Source organism: Microcystis sp. M20BS1 (assembly GCF_020245305.1).
Lineage (GTDB): Bacteria > Cyanobacteriota > Cyanobacteriia > Cyanobacteriales > Microcystaceae > Microcystis > Microcystis ichthyoblabe_A.
Genome location: NZ_JADBUZ010000006.1, coordinates 1 through 17,842, shown reverse-complemented (window position 1 = coordinate 17,842; position 17,842 = coordinate 1). Strand labels below are relative to the sequence as shown.

Sequence of the window (17,842 nt, the reverse complement as noted above, 5' to 3'; positions counted from 1 at the left end):
ATATTCTGCACATCAAAAGGGCAAAAGCCCGATTTTTAGCGAATTTAATCACAAAAACGCTTTTTTTGCCTTGTTATTGGAGTTAACCCCCCTATGACCGCCGCCCAGGATCATGTCGTCCCCACAGACTTAAGCAATGAAATGTCCCGTTCCTACCTAGAATACGCCATGAGCGTCATCGTCGGGCGCGCCTTGCCCGACGCTAGGGACGGACTGAAACCCGTACACCGGCGCATTCTTTATGCGATGTACGAACTAGGATTAACCCCCGATCGCCCCTTCCGGAAATGCGCTAGAGTCGTCGGGGAAGTATTAGGAAAATACCACCCCCACGGGGATACTGCTGTTTACGATGCTCTCGTCCGCATGGCCCAGGATTTCTCCATGCGCGATCCCCTGATTAACGGTCATGGTAACTTCGGATCGATCGATAACGATCCCCCGGCGGCCATGCGTTATACCGAGTGTCGTCTGCACACCCTGGCCACCAACGCCCTACTACAGGATATCGAGTCAGAAACCGTCGATTTCGCCGATAACTTCGATGGTTCCCAACAGGAACCCGTGGTTTTACCCTCTAGAGTCCCACAACTGCTAATTAATGGCTCATCGGGGATCGCCGTCGGTATGGCCACCAATATTCCCCCCCACAACCTGGCCGAGATTATCGATGGAACCGTTGCCCTCATCCATAACCCCGATCTCACCGATACGGAATTACAGCGTTATATCCCAGGGCCGGACTTTCCCACCGGGGGGCATATCCTTGGCAGAGACGGCATTCAGGAAGCTTACACCACCGGCCGGGGTTCCATTACCCTGCGGGGAGTCGCCTCCTTTGAAACCATCGAACAAAGGGGAAGACCCGATCGAGATGCTATTATCATCACCGAACTGCCCTATCAAACCAATAAAGCGGCATTAATCGAAAAAATCGCCGATTTGGTCAATGATCGCAAAATAGACGGTATTTCCGATGTGCGGGACGAAAGCGATCGCGACGGCATCCGGGTAGTGATCGAACTGAAACGGGATGCCTATCCCCGCGTCGTCCTCAACAATCTTTATAAACAAACGCCCCTCCAGTCTAATTTTGGGGCGAATATGTTGGCATTAGTCGATAACGAACCGAGATTACTGACTTTAAGGGAGTTTCTCCGCGTTTTCCTCGATTTTCGGGTAGAAGTGATCACCCGTCGTACCCGTTATGAACTCCGCAAGGCCGAGGAAAGGGATCATATCCTTCAGGGTTTACTAATTGCCCTCGCTAGTCTCGATGCAGTCATTGCCCTGATTCGCAGTGCTGCCGACACAGCTAGTGCAAAAGAGGGATTAGTGCAGAATTTTGGTCTTTCAGAGGTGCAAGCGGACGCAATCCTACAAATGCAGCTGCGACGGTTAACCGCCCTAGAATCGGAGAAAATTCAGCAAGAACACGGGGAATTACTGACAAAAATCGGCGATCTTCAGGATATTTTAGCCAAAAAAGAACGGATCGACAGCATTATCGAGGAAGAACTGCAACAGATCAAAACGATTCACGCTACCCCCCGTCGCAGTCATATTGAACAACGGGAAGGAGAAATCGCCGAAACTGACCTGATTGCCAACGAACAGGCCTTAATTCTCGTCACCGAACAGGGTTACATCAAAAGAATGCCCGTTAATACCTTTGAGTCCCAAAATCGGGCAACAAGGGGCAAAGCTGGCGCGAAAATGAAAGAAGACGACGGCATCGATCACTTTATCACCTGCCGCGATCACGATAGCGTTCTCTTTTTCACCGATCGCGGGGTTGTCTATAGTCTCAATGCCTATCATATCCCCACCGGTTCCCGTACCGCTCGCGGGGTTCCCATCGTGCAACTGTTAGAGATTCCCAAAGGGGAGAAAATCACCTCGGTGGTGGCAGTCAGCGAGTTCAGCGAGGATAATTACCTGATTATGCTCACACAAAAGGGATTTATCAAGAAAACCGCCCTCGCTGCCTTTAGTAATATTCGATCGAACGGTTTAATCGCCATTTCTCTCGAAGACGGTGATCAACTACGTTGGGTTCGCTTGGCTAAAGAGGAAGATAGCGTCATTATCGGTTCTCGTCAGGGGATGGCCATTCATTTTAAGGCCGATAGTCAACAATTGCGCTCCCTGGGAAGGGCAACTAAGGGCGTAAAATCGATGAAATTGCGCTCAGGTGACGAATTAATTAGTATGGACATCCTGCCTAGTCAAATTGTCGCCCAAATCGCTGAATCTAACCAAGAAGAAACCGAGGACGAAAGCGAAGAAATTAACCCCGAAGTGGCTAATAATGGCCCCTGGGTGTTAGCGATTACCATGGCAGGACTAGGAAAACGGGTTCCCGTTACCCTCCTACGTCTGCAAAATCGGGCGGGATTAGGAGTCAGAGTGATTAAATTCCGCAAAAAGAACGATAAATTAGCGGCTCTGCACGTTGTTAACCCCAACGAGGAATTTATGATTATCACCGAACGGGGTATTATCATCCGTCAATCCGTCGATGCTATTACTCCTCAATCGCGATCGGCCGGAGGTATCCGAGTACAAAAACTCGATGAGGACGATGCGATCGCTGCGGTGGCCCTAGTTCCCCCTAGTGATGCGGAGGAATCTGAAGACATTTAGATTTACTGGGAAGTGGGAATTGGGGAGTGGGGAGTGGGGAGTGGGGTGTGGGGTGTGGGGTGTGGGGTGTCGGAAGAATAAATAGAAATAATCTCCTATCTCCTGACTCCTGACTCCTATCTCCTGACTCCTATCTCCTGTCTCCTTTCCTGAGTATTTGGGATTAAAACTGAAAAAAGTGCATTAATTGGGAGATTTCCTGCGCTTCTAGGGATAAACGCCCTTTAAAATCCACAATATTCTTAAATAATCCCTGTTCTTCTCTGCTTTTTATAATGGCAGCTGCTAAATTATCGCTGATCAGGGGCAGGGTGGTTAACTGCTCGATCGAGGCAGTGTTAGGATTGATTTTAGGGGGTGCGAGGTGACTTTCGGGACTATAATAGGCAAATTCTAGAATCGGTTCCCAAGCTTTCAATCTAGCCACAGGAACACTCAAAGCAGCGGCTAGATCTTCAAGACAAAGCAATTCTACCCCCATACCCAACAATTCCACCAACATCCGCGCTTGATGGATGGATATCCCCGGCAATCGCAGCCAATCATCCACACCCGCTTGATTGACATTAATTTTAATGCCCAATTGTGCCGCCATAGCGATCTCATCAAGGGAACGAAAGCGATAATAGGGATCATTGCTAATTTTGGCTTTTAAAGGCTTAAAAGTGCGTCCTAACCAGTTTTGCGGTGTCATTATAGTAGTTGTCGCCGTTTTTCTTCAAATTCGTACTCAGAAATTAATCCTTCTTGCCGGAGGCGCTCTAATTCCCTTAAAGCTGCCCCGATCGCCTCTACTTGTTTAGGCTCTAAACTGGGGACAGTGGCAGCAGCGGTGGCAGTGGGAAAATAGTTAGCCAAAAATTGGTTATCTTGGATTAAATACCACACTGCATCGATCGCGCAAGCCACCCGGGGAATCGGAGTTTGCCAGAGGAGAAGATAGATAATTCCCCAGAGAGGTTGGCCGAGATAGAATTTATGAATACCGGCGATAGGAAAGGGTAAAGCGAGAATACTACCGATAAAAGCCAGAAAAATCGCTAATTTACGGCTTTTGGGCTTACTTAATAATTTTTCCACCAGAAGCATGACACCTGTTCGAGATTGATTTTAGCCTGATCTGAACCTTCTATCCTAAAATACTCTTTGGTTCTAAGTAGGGAGACACAATTATTTGTAGGATGGGTTAGCGGTAGCGTAACATAATCTGGCGTTGGGTTTCATGCTTCAACCCAACCTACGTTCATCTTATATTTAATTCCACTCAGCCACTTAACATAGGGATAAGCAATGACTAGCAGAATCAAGGAAATCTTTCAAACAGGACAACCGGATCAATCCGTCACCGTGCAGGGTTGGGTGAGAACAAAACGAGAATTAAAAGAATTTACTTTCCTGGAAGTTAATGATGGCTCATCCCTGGCCAACTTACAAGTTATCCTCGAACCGACTTTACCCGATTATGAAAATGTACTAAAGACAATTAGTACAGGAACGGCGATCGCTGTTTCGGGAAATTTGGTTCTTTCCCCGGGTAAAGGGCAAAATATCGAGTTAAAAGCGGCCGAAATCACCCTTTATGGTGACTGTCCTGCGGATTATCCCCTACAAAAGAAACGTCATTCCTTTGAATTTCTGAGAACTATTGCCCATCTGCGAGCAAGAACCAACACCCTAGGGGCAGTAATGCGGGTTAGAAACGCTTGCGCTACCGCTATACACACTTTTTTCCAAGAAAAGGGCTTTATTTGGGTACATACTCCCATTATTACCGCCAACGACTGCGAAGGTGCGGGAGAATTATTTACTGTCACCAGTTTAGATTTAAAAAAACCCGCCAATTTTGCCGAGGATTTCTTCGGTAAACGGGCCTATTTAACCGTCAGTGGACAATTACAAGCGGAAGTAATGGCCATGGCTTTATCTAATGTTTACACTTTTGGCCCGACTTTTCGTGCCGAAAATTCTAATACTTCCCGTCATCTGGCCGAGTTTTGGATGGTGGAACCGGAAATGGCTTTTTGTGACTTGGAAGGAGATCAGGATTTAGCGGAGGCATTCCTCAAATATATCTTTAAATTCGTCTTAGAAAATTGTCCCGAAGATTTGCAGTTTTTTAACGAACGTATCGATAAAACGGTGTTAAGTACGGCCGAAAATATCGTTAATAGTGAGTTTGGCCGGATTACCTACAGCGAAGCGATCGAGTTATTAGAAAAAGCTGATCGTCAGTTCGAGTTTCCGGTAGAATGGGGCGTAGATCTACAGTCAGAACACGAACGTTATCTAGCGGAGGAACTATTTAAAAAACCCGTGATTGTCACTAATTATCCCAAGACAATCAAAGCTTTTTATATGCGTCTAGATGACAGTAATAAAACCGTTTCCGCTATGGATATTTTAGCGCCCAAGATCGGCGAAATTATCGGCGGTTCCCAACGGGAAGAACGATTAGATGTATTAATCCAAAGAATGCAGGAACAGGGAATGAATCCCGATGATTTGTGGTGGTATTTAGAGCTGCGTCGCTACGGTTCCGTTCCCCACGCCGGTTTTGGTTTAGGATTCGAGCGTCTGGTACAATTCATGACGGGAATGACCAATATTCGCGATGTGATTCCTTTCCCCCGCACCCCTTTAAGTGCCGACTTTTAGGTTGATGTCTAGGATCGACAGGAGAAAGGTTGTAATCCTCAAGCTTTCAGCGCTAATTTGCTTGGTCTTTGGAGACTTGTACAACTTTATTGTACAAGTCCAAGCTCTTGAACTCCCCAAAAACCCCAAAATCTCGATCGCTGGTTAGGGAGAGAGATGTAAATATTTATTAAATTGTAGCTTAAAATACAGTTACGGGGGATAGTATGTGTGGTTGTATGGAGAATCGGTTATTATTACCTTTATCGAATCCGCTCAAAATACTACATCAAATGATAATTCATCATGGGATAGTGAAGATTGGGAGCAATTTGACCAACTCATTGCCAATTGTCTTGTAGATATAGGAATTGAAGATTGAGCATCGGCAACACGACCATTATATTTATCACCGAAACGAGAATCCTATCCATGATTGGGAATGAAATTTGAAGTTGTTACCCCTTTGGGATTTACAGTTAGAACTTCAGAAGGTTATTGGCAGAGGCTAATGGGCAAACATCCTGACCTTGAGGAGTTGGAGGAATTAGTGACCCTTACCCTAGCTTCACCAGATGAAATTCGACGCAGTAGCCACGATGCTGGGGTGCTGCTATTCTATCGCCAGCGACAGGAAAAACGTTGGGTTGTGGCAGTGGCTCGGCGTTTGAATGGAGATGGGTTCTTGATTACTGCCTACCAAACCGATGGGATTAAAGAAGGGGAAATGCTATGGCTCAAGTAAAAGTTTTCTATGAACCGGAAACGGAATTACTGACTGTCTTCTGGCAGCAACCCAGAAAGGAGCAGATTTGTACTGAACTGGGGGATGGGGTGATTTTGATTAAGGATTCCACCAGTGGCGAGCCGATTGGCTTGGAAATTCTCTCCTATCGCCCTGGGGACAATCGCTTTGATGCGGTGAGCGTTGAACTGGGGCAGTTGAGTCCCGTCCGTTGATATTGGTCGTGATTCTGGTTGTCCTCTAACTTCCGAAATCATCTGGGCGTTGAGGATGGGTTTCATGGTGGATAGCTCGTCAGGGAGAGAAATGTAAAGATTTATAAATTGTAGCTTTTGATACAGTTGTGGGGGGGGGTGTGCTGTGCTGTTATCCTCCTTCTGTCTTGGGTTGGGCTATCGCTTAACCCAAGCTGCGAGGGGGAACGTACTACGTTCTTTGTCCCCTTTCTCCTGTAACAGTTCTTAATGGGTTTGTCTGAGTTTAGCCTGATTGATAATGATAGCGAGCTTGTAAAAAATAAACCTTATTTCCCGTGACTTTATAAACCAAACGATGCTCTAAATCGATCCGTCGTGACCAAGTGTCGGCAGCAATATACTTAAGAGGTTCGGGTTTACCCAATCCTGTAAACGGATCGCCATCCAAAATATCTGCCAATAAGTCTAAGATTTTATCGCCTTTTTTCGGTTCGTTCCGATACCACCACGCTAAATCTGCTTTGAAATCAGGACTAAAAACGGGCAAATAACCATGAATAGGATTTTTTTGAGGTTTATCTGGCTTATTTTCTCTTTTAGGACTCAATTCCTAACTCCCCTTTCAATTCAGCTAATGTTTGAGGAGTTGCATCTTCTGTCTGGGTCCATGCTAAAGAGCGAAATAAGCGTTGGGCATTTTCTGGCGATCGCAATAAATAAACACACTCTAATAAACTGGAAAGCTCATCTTCAGCAATTAAAGCCACATTTTTCTGATTGCGACGCTTAATGACGATAATTTGGGATTCGTCACACACCTGATCTAAGAGACTCGCTAAATTCATTCTCGCCTGAGAGTAGGTGGTTTCTTTGCTTAACATGATTTTTAGGGGAGACTTGTACAACCTTATTGTACAATTCCAAGCTCTTGAACTCCCCAAAAACCCCAAAATCTGAAGGGAGAGGAATATAAAGATTTATTAAATTGTAGCTTTTGATACAGTTGTGGGGGGGAGTGTGTATTGTTCTACTATCCGCCTTTAGTGTTGGGTTGGGTTGTTGCTTCACCTAGCTGCGAGGGGGCGAACACTTATGTACTGAGTAGCGAATGGTGATGAAAAAAGGATTTTTCAGATGGCTACCAATTTTAGCCTTAACTACAGCTTTATGTTCTAACTTCTATCAGGATCACGATGATATTGCTCAAGCCCGTAATTCGAGAGTTGTAAGCAATGGTTTTGCTTTCGAGATTCAGAATTGTAATAAAGACAATAATTCTGTAGTTTGTACTTTTATGGTTGCAAACTTAGGGGAAGTCAGAGATCTTTATTTTTCTCCCACAGACTCTATCATCATTGATTCTACTGGCAAGCAATTGAAGGGATCGCAGGGCATTATTGGAGCAATAGGTCCAGGGGGGGCACTACTATTTAGGGATATGCCTTCTAGAGTCCCCATTAACGGAAAAATTCTCTTTAAAGGAAATTTGCCCGGAAGAATCGTTTATCTGCGATTAGTAGGTTCTAATTTCTCGGTTGAATGGAGGTAATATATTACCTCGTTCTCAGGTTCTACCTGAAGATTTTTCCTGTGGCAGCAGCATTAAGTAGGGGCGAACGCAATTCGCCCCTACAGGTTTTTTTCGCCCGCTCGCACTTTAATATAGGAACAGTAGGGTGGGCATTGCCCACCCTACCCATTTTTCCTGAATACTGAACCTTATTATTGATTGAGAGAAACAACAACTATGTACACCACAACTTACAACTTACACAATCTTGAGCTATAATCGGCAATGAGGTCGAATCCGAAAAACGATCAGAAAAAACTGCTGATTGCTGAACTTAGAAAAGCAGCAATCAAACATACCCCAGAAAATATTATCAGAATTACTAAAGATCCTAGCGGGAAAATTGTTTTTCTAGAAACAGGAAAAGGAGGAGAGAGAGGTTCTGGATTACTGCATATTCTAGAAAATCATCGAGAAGATTTCCTCCAGAGAGGTATTACTGAAGAACAAATTCCCGATTTAATTGTAACAGCTATTAGTGAGGGAAAAATTATTGGCATACAAGGAAAAAGTCGCATAATTTATCAAGTAGAAATCAATGGAATTATTCAGTATGTTTCTCTAGAAATTAGTCATAATGGTTACTTAGTGAGTGCTAATCCAACTCCAACTCGATTAATTAATAAACTTATTCAGGAATGATAGTTATGGCAATCAGAATCAAACTTTGGGCAGATTATGGAAGTTACCCACTTTGGGGAGTAGATGAAATTGATAACATTGCTCCTGAAGAATTACCATTAAGTAAAGAAACTATTCAGCGTTTAAACGCATGGCAGGATACTTACGATAAGACTTTAGATCAAGACTATCCACCTTTATCAGATTTTCCTAATCAGCAAGCTGAAATGGATTTTAAACAAGAAGGAATTAGTTTATGGAAACAGTTATGTCTTGAACTGGCCCCGGATTATGAAGTTTTCTACCAAAATGAAGGTCAATTGTTCAGACATCTTAAGGAAATAACCAAAAAATCTACAGTACAAAAAATAACAGTTTGAGTATCATCACCTTCGGCTCTAGCGCAGGTGCAACCCTTAAGCGCCAACTAAAACCCTCTAAATCCACTGAAAAAGAAACCACAAAAGTAGGCTAAATGGCTTCTAAAAATACCATAAATACCCCTTCAATCAATCTTGAGGAGGGTTTGTTTTTTTATATCTCTTTTTTGGCAATAGATGCTATAATGAAAGGCCACTCTTTAAGATTGCTTGATCGATCGTGGACTTTGAGATTATCAGCGGTATCACGAATATCGAGATTATTGCCACAGGAACAGGAATTCGTAATCGGGAACGGTTGCAAAAACAGTATGGCAAAGGTAAATGGAGAAAATTAAAGGGCATAGCCCAAGTTCAGCTTCCCAATGGTATAGTAGGGTTAGCTGAAGTCCATTGGTATGAAGCTCATGGCATCGGCAAAAAAGAATTTAAGCTCAAGTTACCGTTTCTAGATTGACCATGAAAATAGAGTCATCTCCAACAAATAAGTTCGCAGTTTGTCTCAATAATGAAGGCTACGAAGCTTCACTAGAGGTGGGCAAAATATACCGCGTTATCCCTGATGAGACAGCAGAAATAAACAGTCTAATTCGGGTTATTGATGAAAGTGGTGAAGATTACGCTTTTTCTGTGAATCGGTTTTATGCTATTGAGTTACCAAAGCCAATAGAAGAGGCTTTATTATCAGTTGCCAACTAAAACCCTCTCAATCCACTGAAAAAGAAACCACAAAAGTAGGCTAAATTACCTCTAAAAATACTATAAATACCCCTTCATTCAATCTTGAGGGGGTTTGTTTTTTCCTTCATCAACCATCTGTAAAACACTGCTGTATAAAGGCGCAGCAACCCAAAATCCTGCTTGATTGATCAAAGCGTCTAGTAGGGGTTTCACCTCAGAGATTAACCCTCGATTCTTCGCCTCAACCAAAATGCCCAGAATTCCTGTGTATCGAAGATTCAGTCTAGCAGCAATCCTACGACCACGACGCTCATCAATCAAAACTTGATCTGCTCCCAACTCAAGTGCTAAAGCAATAGCCTCAGCTTCTCCCTTATCTAGTTCATCAGCAAGAGCTTTAATCACTGTGTGGTTAGTTACCGTTCGAGTTTGAATCCAATCTAAGGTTTGGACTTCTATTGAACCTGCTACTGGAAAATCAGGCTCAGTTAATTCTCGATAAACTGCTTCAGGAATAAAAACTATTTCGTAAAGTTGTTGTAACAGATGAAGTTGATTAATGGCGGCAAGATTGTTGATAGGGGATGTATCACTGACAACAATCACAATCTTCCCATCTCCCGCAAGTTCTTAATATCCTGTTCAAAATCTTCGACATCGTAGTGTACTGGAATTTGACGACTTGCAAGTAGGTGTTGAAAAGCAATACGATTCATTCCTGCAAATCGACTCGCTTGAGCAAGGGTGAGCTTCTCTTTTTGAAAGAGCATGACCGCAATTTCCTGCCTCATCTCAGCTTCAGTCATGCGTGTTGCACTGAGAATTTCATCGGAGATATCAATACTCATGGCTATAACCCTATCTATCCCTTCCTATTGGAATAATATCATAACCCCCTTCATTTAGTCAGTTGAGGGGGTTTATTTTTTGCGTCTCTTCCTCTTACACATTTTACACATTAAGAATCAGTTTTATGCTATTGAGTTACCAAAGCCAATAGAAGAGGCTTTATTATCAGTTGCCAACTAAAACCGTCCCAATCCACCGAAAAAGCAACCACAAAAGTCTGCTAAATTACCTCTAAAAATACCATAAATTCCTCCTCATTCAGTCAGTTGATGGGTTTATTTTTTTGAATTCCTCCCTCAAAAAATTCTCAAGGACACTAGAAAATCACTAAAAACTCTGCTGGAGTAATAATTGGAATCCCTTGATAAGTATTGAGAATTAAAAGATCCTTATCGCCTGTTATGATGTATTGTGCCATTCCAGATACAGCTAATTCTAAGAATTTATTATCATCTAAATCGGAACAAACTCTCGTTTCATGCAATATATCAACAAATAAGCTCCTATTTTTAAGAGAGGACAAGAAATCTAACCTATCATCTTTTTCTAAATATTTGTCAAATTTCTTTTTACTTATTCTCGTTGCCAATTCTTGATAAGTTGCTTCACTCTGGAGAATAGTAAATTGACTGACTGCTATATTGATTACTTTTTTGGGTGTTCCTAGGGGATTGAGTAAAGCACTAATAAAAACATTGGTATCTATAACAACTCGATTAGGATTCATCTACTAATAGTTCTGTTAGTTTATCTTCTGTCAAACCTTTAGCTTGAGCTTTTTTGCCGACTTTATCCATAATTGAGATAAGACTTTCTGAATTTTCCTCAATCGTCAGATTAACTTCTTGTTCAGGAGAAAAACCTAACTGAGCGATTAGTGCAGGAATCTCCGATACCTTAATATTTTTGAGAACTTGTTTCATGGCTTAACTAGGTGTATCTTCAACTTTCATTGTACCCTATTTAATCACATTTAACAGTGTTCCTCAAATCGTCCTCGACCTCTTCGCCACAACTTCAACCCTGAAGCGTAAACTAAAACCCTCTAAATCCACCGAAAAAGAAACCACAAAAGTAGGGTAAATTGTCTCTAAAAATACCATAAATGCCCCCTTAATTCAGTTAGTTGAGAGTGCGGAACGGCAGCCAGTTGTCGAGAAATGATGTTAAATCCCGTCATACTTTATCTTTATTTCTGACTGGCTGCCTAGAGAAATCAGAAAGTAAAAGTTGTGCGGATAGTGCCGATAACTAAGGTGGAATTGTTGTTATTTGAGTTAGGAGAAGTAATCACGATTACCCCCGGAGTAAGGGCAATATTATCGGTGAGTTTCCACTCATAAAATCCTTCGATATGAAAGGAAGTATCGGGATCATTGGTGGAACTGCCATCATTTAATCTAATACTAGAACTAGATACCCAGGGCTGCATACCAACAATAATACCGGCCGTATTTCCTTCCTTAAATAAATCAGGAAAAGCCAAAGTTACCGCCCAATTCCAGATATCTAAATCCCCGCGTTCTAGTTGTCCATCTAAGGTGCTAAGGGTGATAGCTTTTGTATAGCCACCCCAACCACCGAGGACAAAACCATCGACAATTCGCCAAGTAAATTGTAACCCCAAACTATTATTAATTGTCGGGACAGCCTCCCCGAATAGTTCTTCGGTGAAAAATCGGAAATTCGAGCGCTGGCTTCCCGTTCCCGTATCTAATTGGTTATAACCATGAAGGTAGGATAAAGCAATACCAAAATTCTCGTTAGGAACATAACCCAGCTGCCCTAGGGCAGTATAGGAACCGTTAAATAAACCCGCTCCTGGGTTAGGATCGTTAGCATCCCCGGCAAGATAACCGGCGCTGAATTGCAAAGCCCCATAATTACCCTGTAAACCGAGTCCAGTTTGTCCGGGGGCAAAATAAAGGGGATTGCGAGTACCAAAAGCGGAAAGCGCCCCACTAGCACCATCTCCATCCAAAAAGTTGAGGGTATTGGTAAAGTCATCTTTAGCACCTCCCGTCGCTTCTAACCAGAGGTGGATATTTTCCGTTACGGGGAAACTGTAGTTTAAAACTTCTAGCAGTAAATCGTTGCCGTCCGGTTGGGTAAAGGCTAAGGTACTGGCAAAAGTTCCCGTAGTATCGGCTAAATCGGCAATATTTCCCGTTGCTAGACGGGTATAGAGTAAATCTTTACCTGTGAAGCTAGTATTTAATTCTAAACGGGCCCGATAACCAAAAGCTGGCACTTGGGGAATCCCTTCACCACCGTTTTTTTCTCCTGTGGCTACCCCATATAATGCCATCACCACTTCCCCGGTTAATTTAGTAGTGGTGGAAAATTGATTATTTTCCAGAAAAGCGACTCGATTTTCTAAGTTATCAACCCTAGCACCCAATGCCGCTAATTCTGTCTCGAATTCCTTGACTAATCGCTTGATTTTGTCTAGATCTTCTTTTAATACCGCTACTCCTTCTTGAATCAATCTTTCCAGGGTATTTAAGCAGGCATTCAACCCGGCGGCAAATTCCCAACGAGTTAAAGCGCGTTCACCGCGAAAAGTGCGGTCAGGATAACCTACTATACAACCATACCTCTCCACGAGACTTCTTAAGGCCTCAAACGCCCAGGCGGTGGGAGAAACATCCCGCAATTGATTGACACTTGTTACCTGTGCCATGGGGTTACTAGAGAGGTTTTCGAGACTATTAGCCAGTACCGGACCAGAAAAACCCAGTAATATCGCTGCTGTTAGGAAATTTTGCTTGATTTTCATTGCTGGTTCCCACACCTATAAGAATGATTATTGTTCTCAGTATAATTAGGTTAGCAAACTTTTTCTAGTCTGGCACTGTTGCAAATATTTTTCAAATGTTACTCTAGATAAAATCTGAATTGCCTAGCATTTATTGATTAAAATAAATCTTAAATGATAATAAAAGCAATAAGTAAATAATTTTATTGTTGCTAAAAACAAGATAGAGACGCTGCTGACAGCATCTCTAAATGATTATTTTTGGTTCAATTGAGGATAAAAAAGAGGTAACTAGCGCAATTCAGCGTTAAACTCGTTAAAAGAGCGTCTTTTTAACTCTACCGATTCCGCTCGAGGCAAAAGATCAAAAACATTTCTTAAGACATCATCCACATCTTCATATTTAACATTGCCCAAACCATCATAAACCACTTTACCTTGTTGGTCTAAAACCACCGTTTGGGGAACCCCACCGCGATAATAGTAACCCGGTTCATCGGGACGATAGGAAGACTTTAAGGGGATAGAATCGACAGTAACGGGGATAATACTGGCGGCGCGACCGTAAAACTCTTGAAAACGGGAGACAATCGCCGCAAATCGCTTACAATCACTACTATCATCCAGATAATAGACGATTATAGCTGGAATTTTCCGTTGAAAAGTTTCCGCTAAATTTAGACGCGGTGGTACGAGGGAACCATTACCCGCGTAGACCACAAAAATATTACCATCGAGGCGATCGTCATCGATCCCCGCGTAGGCGCTAGGGGTTAGCCAAGGAGACAAACTCGTCAGGGCCATAATAAGAAAGACAAGACAGATCCGAAGACGCAGGCGATAACGAGATTTCATGATCAACAGAGTTAGAATATTAAGACAATTTTTCGGTAAAAAATATTGTGACCTTCGAGCGCGATAATTCCCAAACCACCTCGCGAGTCATTGCCGCTAACTCGCGCTTTGCCAATACTTATTATGCCATTCTAGGACTACATCCGAGTGCCTCGGTGATCGAAGTGCGACGCGCCTATCGGGAACTCAGCAAACGATACCACCCCGATACTACCGAACTCAGCCCCGAAGTGGCAACGGCTAAATTCCAGCGTCTTAACGAAGCTTATGCCACCCTGAGTAATCCCGATCGCCGTTCCCTGTATGATTTACAGATAGGTTACTCGCGCTGGAATGTCATCCAAACTATCCCCGATAGCGATGAACCCATAGCTAATCGTAGCGCCTATCTCGATCCGACCGATCGCCCCCTATCTTCGGGAGAAATTTTTGCTTTGTTTATCTTGGCACTCACCCTGCTCGGCTGCTTGTTACTGGCGGTGATTATTGCTATGCTTCGAGGAGAGAATGCTGTCACTGTAGCCCAATTATTTTTGATTTAGATGCGATGAAGATTCCCACTGCTGATACTCCCCTCTATAATCATCCCTTACCGGCGATCGAAGCATGGCTAGTTAAGTTAGGTTGTCGGAAAAATACCGAGAATGTCCACTGTTGGACTGTGGAAAAACTGACATGGAAAGCGGAAATCTGCCTCGATATCGAAGAAATCACCGTTCGTTACTTTCGGGCAGCCAATGATGGCAGTGACATCAATCGCGCTTTTAAATACTCCCTTAGTCGTCAAGATATCGAATCGGCGGTTTTTTCTGGTCCCTAATCAATAGTCCAACTTTTGACTAAAAAGTGCCAGCGATTGGAGCGATCGGGGGGAGAATTCAGGGACTTTTTCCCTGAAAATTGGCTAATTGACCACCTGAAAATCGGTAAAACCCCACACCCCACACCCTACACCCCACACCCTACCCCGTTAAGACAGCGCCGGAGTGGGCAGCAGGGAGAGCTATTCCAAGCATTTGTACTAAATTTCCCGAGACAGGCTGTCAATCCAGTACACTTGTTCAGTTTGAAGTCAAAGCTCCTCCACAACTGGAACCGCTGCCGGCAGTGCAACCGTAGCAATAGGAAGCGGTTTGTACCTCTGCAATTACATCTAAACTACCCGCTTGTAATAAATCCGGCAGGGTTAATTTTTTGCCTTGACTGGTGCAAGCAGCCAGAGCCTCCATCTGATTAAAATCGCAGTCATAGATATTACCCAAATAATCAATGGAAAGCTGATGACGACACATCAAATGTTCGACAGTATCCCCATTAAAATGACTTTCAAGGAATTGAAGATAGGGTTGATAGAGTTGCCGGTGTTCCAGATGGAAGCGCGTCCTGCCGACGGGTAAGTTAGTGATAGTCAACAGATTGTTAAAAGAAATATTAAAATGTTCTTGCAAGAACTTTTTGTAATCCCGTGTTAGGGATACCTGATCCGGTGTGAGAGAAAAATTCTCTGACTTAGGAATCTGGGGATTATAGACTAAATCCACAATCAAATTCGGCTCTTGAGCGTAACCAAGACGGTTCAACCATTGTAAAGCATTGATCGATCGATCATAGACTCCCAGACCGCGCATTTTATCCACATTATCGGCAAGATAACAGGGTAAAGAAGCCACCACCCGCAGCTGATGACCAGCGCAATATTCAGGAATATCAGTAAATCCTTTCTCAAAATAAATAGTTAAATTCGAGCGCACAATTACCTCTTTTCCCGCTTTTCTAGAGGTTTCCACAATTGGTTTAAAACCGTAGAGCATTTCGGGAGCGCCGCCGGTCAGATCGACGGTTTTAATTTGGGGAAATCTTGCGATCAGTTCGATAATTTGTTCGCATACTTCTGGAGTCATTTCTTCGGAGCGAACTGGACTAGCTTCCACATGACAATGGCTACAAGCAAGGTTACATCTTTTCCCTAAATTAATTTGCAGAACCGAGATTTTTTGCTTAGTTAAAGGAGTTTTTAGTTTCTCAAAAAAAGGAATCATGGGAGAGTAATCACTAATCAGTAATTAGTAAACAGAATCACTAATCAATGATAACTGATAATGGATGAGTTTTTTGTCAATGGGCAACTACTAACTCAGATAAACTTGATTTTTCTCTTAGTTGCCAGGGGATAGCTCAGAAAGATTAGCTGATTTTTCTTGCCAATCTTGACCAATTTTAATTGTCACATCAGAAGCGAGATTCCCTGTACTTTCCACCAAAACTTCCCCGACACCAAGGCTATTATGCAGGGCAGCAGCGAGGGAATTATCCCCTTTTTGAGCAATAATTTTGGTAGTTTCTAGAATTGGCGATGAAGACTTAGAGACAAAAACATTTTCATAACCCAATGAGCGCAGATATCTGACTAGAGTTTGCACCGCTTCTGGATTATCGGTGCTATCTTCCACAGCGATGCGAGTCGGTTGCGTAGTTTCTTCAGTGTCAGCCATAAAAAAGCCGTGGTTGAAATGTTGAGCCACTAGCTCTTGAATTTTACTTTGATTGGGCAACCAATAACTGATCCCTTGCCGACCATCACCATTAAAGTCTCCTGGTAGGAGTAGCATTTGCACATCAGCTCGCTCAGTTTTGGAGGCAAAACCGGCTAGGGCGAGTAACTCCTCTAAACTGAGATTAGTATCGATACTATTGCGGATAACCTCGATAATATCAGGAATTTTCAATAAAGTTGCTGGTTTTAGGGTTTGTTCCACTAAAGACCGCATTAATTGCTGTTGTCGTTGGATACGACCGATATCGCCTTTAGCATCGTAACGAAAACGGGCAAACTGGAGGAATTTCTCGCCGTTGAGGTGTTGTTCCCCTTTTTTCAGGTCAATGTAGAGGTGTTGACTAAAATCTTGGTACTTCATGTCTTTGGGAACATATACCGTCACCCCCCCCAAAGCATCAATTAATTTTTCCACACCCTGCACATTAATGCGAACATAGCGATCGATAGCGACTCCCTCTAAAAGATGACTAACCGTTTCCGCCGTTAAAGCAGGTCCACCGAGGGCGTTAGCTTCATTGATTTTTTTCTCCCCGTAACCCTCGATATCGGTGCGGGTATCCCGGGGGATGGAAAGCATGGTTAACTTCTGTCTTTGGGGGTCAAAACGCAGTAACAGCATGGTATCGGTTAAACCCTCCAAGGAATTAACCGGGGCATGATAACCCAAATCTGGGGTTTCTGCCTCCTTGACATCGGATGTCAACACTTTTGCGCCGACTACCAGAATATTAACGGGGCGGTTGAGGGCGGGAAGTTGCAGATTTTCATAGGATATGGCCTGCTGATTGTTAAAAGCGGCGGCTTCTTGAGGACTAAGAGCAGCTTGTCGCAAAGGTGTGGAGGAGAGAGACACAGCCAACATAGCACCGGCCGTAGCGGAAACTAGGGCGCAGCCAGTTAAGCCTAGGGCTGTCAGGAACCATTTACTGGACAATCGCCGCTTTTTAACAGGTTTAGCCGCTAATTTGCCTGATTTTCTACTTTTAGCCCTTGATTTTGTCTTGTTAACCACAAATTGCCTCACACAATCACTAAATATCTCCCTAAAACCATATTTTAAAGGGATGAACTATTTTTTTTCTCAGATACCCGGAAAAGATTATTAAACTAATTGGGTTTTCTAGAGAGTTAGCAGATAATATAGCAGAATTTTTCCTTATCGTTGTTCTGCATGGCAATTTTGTCGAAATATCTAGGGTTTGCTGGTGGGGAAGTGGGAAAGTGGGGTGTAGGGTGTAGGGTGTGGGGTGTGGGGTGTGGGGTGTGGGGTGTGGGGTGTGGGGTGTAGGGTGTAGGGTGTAGGGTGTGGGGTGTGGGGTGTGGGGTGTGGGGTGTGGGGTGTGGGGTGT

23 protein-coding genes are annotated in these 17,842 nt (G+C 43.4%); 11 read left to right on the top strand and 12 right to left on the bottom strand.

The annotated features are described in order from the left end of the window. Positions 1-93: 93 nt before the first annotated feature. Positions 94-2,646: a DNA gyrase subunit A gene (gyrA, locus tag IM507_RS00685; protein ID WP_002736405.1), complete on the top strand. Its 2,553-nt coding sequence runs from the start codon at positions 94-96 to the stop codon at positions 2,644-2,646. 163 nt (positions 2,647-2,809) lie between these two features. Here gyrA and IM507_RS00680 read toward each other — a convergent pair whose 3' ends face one another. Together IM507_RS00680 and IM507_RS00675 are read right to left on the bottom strand one after the other, a co-directional pair. Then, a complete protein-coding gene (locus IM507_RS00680; RefSeq protein WP_002736930.1) occupies positions 2,810-3,340 on the bottom strand; it encodes a ComEA family DNA-binding protein in 531 nt (176 codons plus the stop codon). Beyond that, positions 3,340-3,735 carry an NINE protein gene (locus tag IM507_RS00675; RefSeq protein ID WP_002759086.1) on the bottom strand — a complete coding sequence of 132 codons (396 nt, stop codon included), beginning with the start codon at positions 3,733-3,735 and terminating at the stop codon, positions 3,340-3,342. The genes IM507_RS00680 and IM507_RS00675 overlap by 1 nt, the downstream gene beginning before the upstream one ends. Before the next feature lie 201 nt (positions 3,736-3,936). Here IM507_RS00675 and asnS point away from each other — a divergent pair, with 201 nt between their 5' ends. The 3 genes from asnS (at position 3,937) to IM507_RS00660 (ending at position 6,240) form a co-directional block, all read left to right on the top strand. Next, a complete protein-coding gene (gene asnS, locus IM507_RS00670; protein WP_002737200.1) occupies positions 3,937-5,301 on the top strand; it encodes an asparagine--tRNA ligase in 1,365 nt (454 codons plus the stop codon). Positions 5,302-5,722: 421 nt separating this feature from the next. Then, positions 5,723-6,025 carry a hypothetical protein gene (locus IM507_RS00665; protein WP_002759084.1) on the top strand — a complete coding sequence of 101 codons (303 nt, stop codon included), beginning with the start codon at positions 5,723-5,725 and terminating at the stop codon, positions 6,023-6,025. Next, positions 6,013-6,240 (top strand): hypothetical protein, encoded by a 228-nt coding sequence (locus IM507_RS00660; protein WP_002735928.1) that lies wholly within the window; start codon positions 6,013-6,015, stop codon positions 6,238-6,240. Before IM507_RS00665 ends, IM507_RS00660 begins: the two co-directional genes overlap by 13 nt. A 265-nt stretch (positions 6,241-6,505) precedes the next feature. Here the strand turns inward: IM507_RS00660 and IM507_RS00655 are convergent, their stop codons facing one another. Together IM507_RS00655 and IM507_RS00650 are read right to left on the bottom strand one after the other, a co-directional pair. After that, the gene (locus tag IM507_RS00655) at positions 6,506-6,829 is read right to left on the bottom strand and encodes a Txe/YoeB family addiction module toxin (RefSeq protein ID WP_002736554.1); all 324 of its coding nucleotides are present in this window, start codon (positions 6,827-6,829) and stop codon (positions 6,506-6,508) included. Next, on the bottom strand, positions 6,819-7,103 hold the full coding sequence (locus tag IM507_RS00650; RefSeq protein WP_002737712.1) for a type II toxin-antitoxin system Phd/YefM family antitoxin: 285 nt from the start codon (positions 7,101-7,103) through the stop codon (positions 6,819-6,821). The genes IM507_RS00655 and IM507_RS00650 overlap by 11 nt, the downstream gene beginning before the upstream one ends. Positions 7,104-7,330: 227 nt before the next feature. Between IM507_RS00650 and IM507_RS00645 the strand changes: the two genes are divergently transcribed. From IM507_RS00645 to IM507_RS00625, 5 genes are all read left to right on the top strand, one after another. Next, positions 7,331-7,771, top strand: coding sequence for a hypothetical protein (locus IM507_RS00645; RefSeq protein WP_042790591.1), 441 nt, complete (start codon positions 7,331-7,333; stop codon positions 7,769-7,771). A 246-nt stretch (positions 7,772-8,017) separates the two neighbouring features. Further along, positions 8,018-8,434, top strand: a complete 417-nt coding sequence (locus tag IM507_RS00640; protein ID WP_002736129.1) for a hypothetical protein — start codon at positions 8,018-8,020, stop codon at positions 8,432-8,434. 5 nt (positions 8,435-8,439) lie between these two features. Further along, positions 8,440-8,793, top strand: coding sequence for a hypothetical protein (locus IM507_RS00635; RefSeq protein WP_002735772.1), 354 nt, complete (start codon positions 8,440-8,442; stop codon positions 8,791-8,793). A 220-nt stretch (positions 8,794-9,013) separates the two neighbouring features. Continuing rightward, on the top strand, positions 9,014-9,250 hold the full coding sequence (locus IM507_RS00630; RefSeq protein WP_002736200.1) for a hypothetical protein: 237 nt from the start codon (positions 9,014-9,016) through the stop codon (positions 9,248-9,250). Positions 9,251-9,252: 2 nt separating this feature from the next. Beyond that, positions 9,253-9,492 (top strand): hypothetical protein, encoded by a 240-nt coding sequence (locus IM507_RS00625; RefSeq protein ID WP_016515173.1) that lies wholly within the window; start codon positions 9,253-9,255, stop codon positions 9,490-9,492. 78 nt (positions 9,493-9,570) lie between these two features. Here IM507_RS00625 and IM507_RS00620 read toward each other — a convergent pair whose 3' ends face one another. The 6 genes from IM507_RS00620 to IM507_RS00595 all read right to left on the bottom strand — a co-directional run bounded on the left by IM507_RS00620 (position 9,571) and on the right by IM507_RS00595 (position 13,936). Continuing rightward, positions 9,571-10,080 carry a PIN domain-containing protein gene (locus tag IM507_RS00620; protein ID WP_002737594.1) on the bottom strand — a complete coding sequence of 170 codons (510 nt, stop codon included), beginning with the start codon at positions 10,078-10,080 and terminating at the stop codon, positions 9,571-9,573. After that, positions 10,077-10,322 carry a UPF0175 family protein gene (locus IM507_RS00615; RefSeq protein WP_002748168.1) on the bottom strand — a complete coding sequence of 82 codons (246 nt, stop codon included), beginning with the start codon at positions 10,320-10,322 and terminating at the stop codon, positions 10,077-10,079. The genes IM507_RS00620 and IM507_RS00615 overlap by 4 nt, the downstream gene beginning before the upstream one ends. 317 nt (positions 10,323-10,639) lie before the next feature. After that, complete coding sequence (locus IM507_RS00610) at positions 10,640-11,050, bottom strand: putative toxin-antitoxin system toxin component, PIN family (RefSeq protein ID WP_287636315.1); 411 nt, start codon at positions 11,048-11,050, stop codon at positions 10,640-10,642. Continuing rightward, positions 11,040-11,246, bottom strand: a complete 207-nt coding sequence (locus IM507_RS00605) for a hypothetical protein (RefSeq protein WP_002737474.1) — start codon at positions 11,244-11,246, stop codon at positions 11,040-11,042. Before IM507_RS00605 ends, IM507_RS00610 begins: the two co-directional genes overlap by 11 nt. A gap of 293 nt (positions 11,247-11,539) precedes the next feature. After that, positions 11,540-13,102 (bottom strand): iron uptake porin, encoded by a 1,563-nt coding sequence (locus IM507_RS00600; RefSeq protein ID WP_287636313.1) that lies wholly within the window; start codon positions 13,100-13,102, stop codon positions 11,540-11,542. Positions 13,103-13,372: 270 nt separating this feature from the next. Next, positions 13,373-13,936 (bottom strand): thylakoid membrane photosystem I accumulation factor, encoded by a 564-nt coding sequence (locus IM507_RS00595; protein ID WP_287636311.1) that lies wholly within the window; start codon positions 13,934-13,936, stop codon positions 13,373-13,375. Positions 13,937-13,983: 47 nt separating this feature from the next. Here IM507_RS00595 and IM507_RS00590 point away from each other — a divergent pair, with 47 nt between their 5' ends. Together IM507_RS00590 and IM507_RS00585 are read left to right on the top strand one after the other, a co-directional pair. Then, positions 13,984-14,478 (top strand): J domain-containing protein, encoded by a 495-nt coding sequence (locus IM507_RS00590; RefSeq protein ID WP_061430346.1) that lies wholly within the window; start codon positions 13,984-13,986, stop codon positions 14,476-14,478. A 5-nt stretch (positions 14,479-14,483) separates the two neighbouring features. Continuing rightward, positions 14,484-14,756 carry a DUF3143 domain-containing protein gene (locus IM507_RS00585; RefSeq protein WP_002737741.1) on the top strand — a complete coding sequence of 91 codons (273 nt, stop codon included), beginning with the start codon at positions 14,484-14,486 and terminating at the stop codon, positions 14,754-14,756. 241 nt (positions 14,757-14,997) lie between these two features. Here the strand turns inward: IM507_RS00585 and arsS are convergent, their stop codons facing one another. Continuing rightward, positions 14,998-15,975, bottom strand: coding sequence for an arsenosugar biosynthesis radical SAM (seleno)protein ArsS (arsS, locus tag IM507_RS00580; protein ID WP_123230227.1), 978 nt, complete (start codon positions 15,973-15,975; stop codon positions 14,998-15,000). Between the two features lie 117 nt (positions 15,976-16,092). Further along, positions 16,093-17,505: an LCP family protein gene (locus IM507_RS00575; protein ID WP_287636310.1), complete on the bottom strand. Its 1,413-nt coding sequence runs from the start codon at positions 17,503-17,505 to the stop codon at positions 16,093-16,095. Positions 17,506-17,842: the final 337 nt, after the last annotated feature.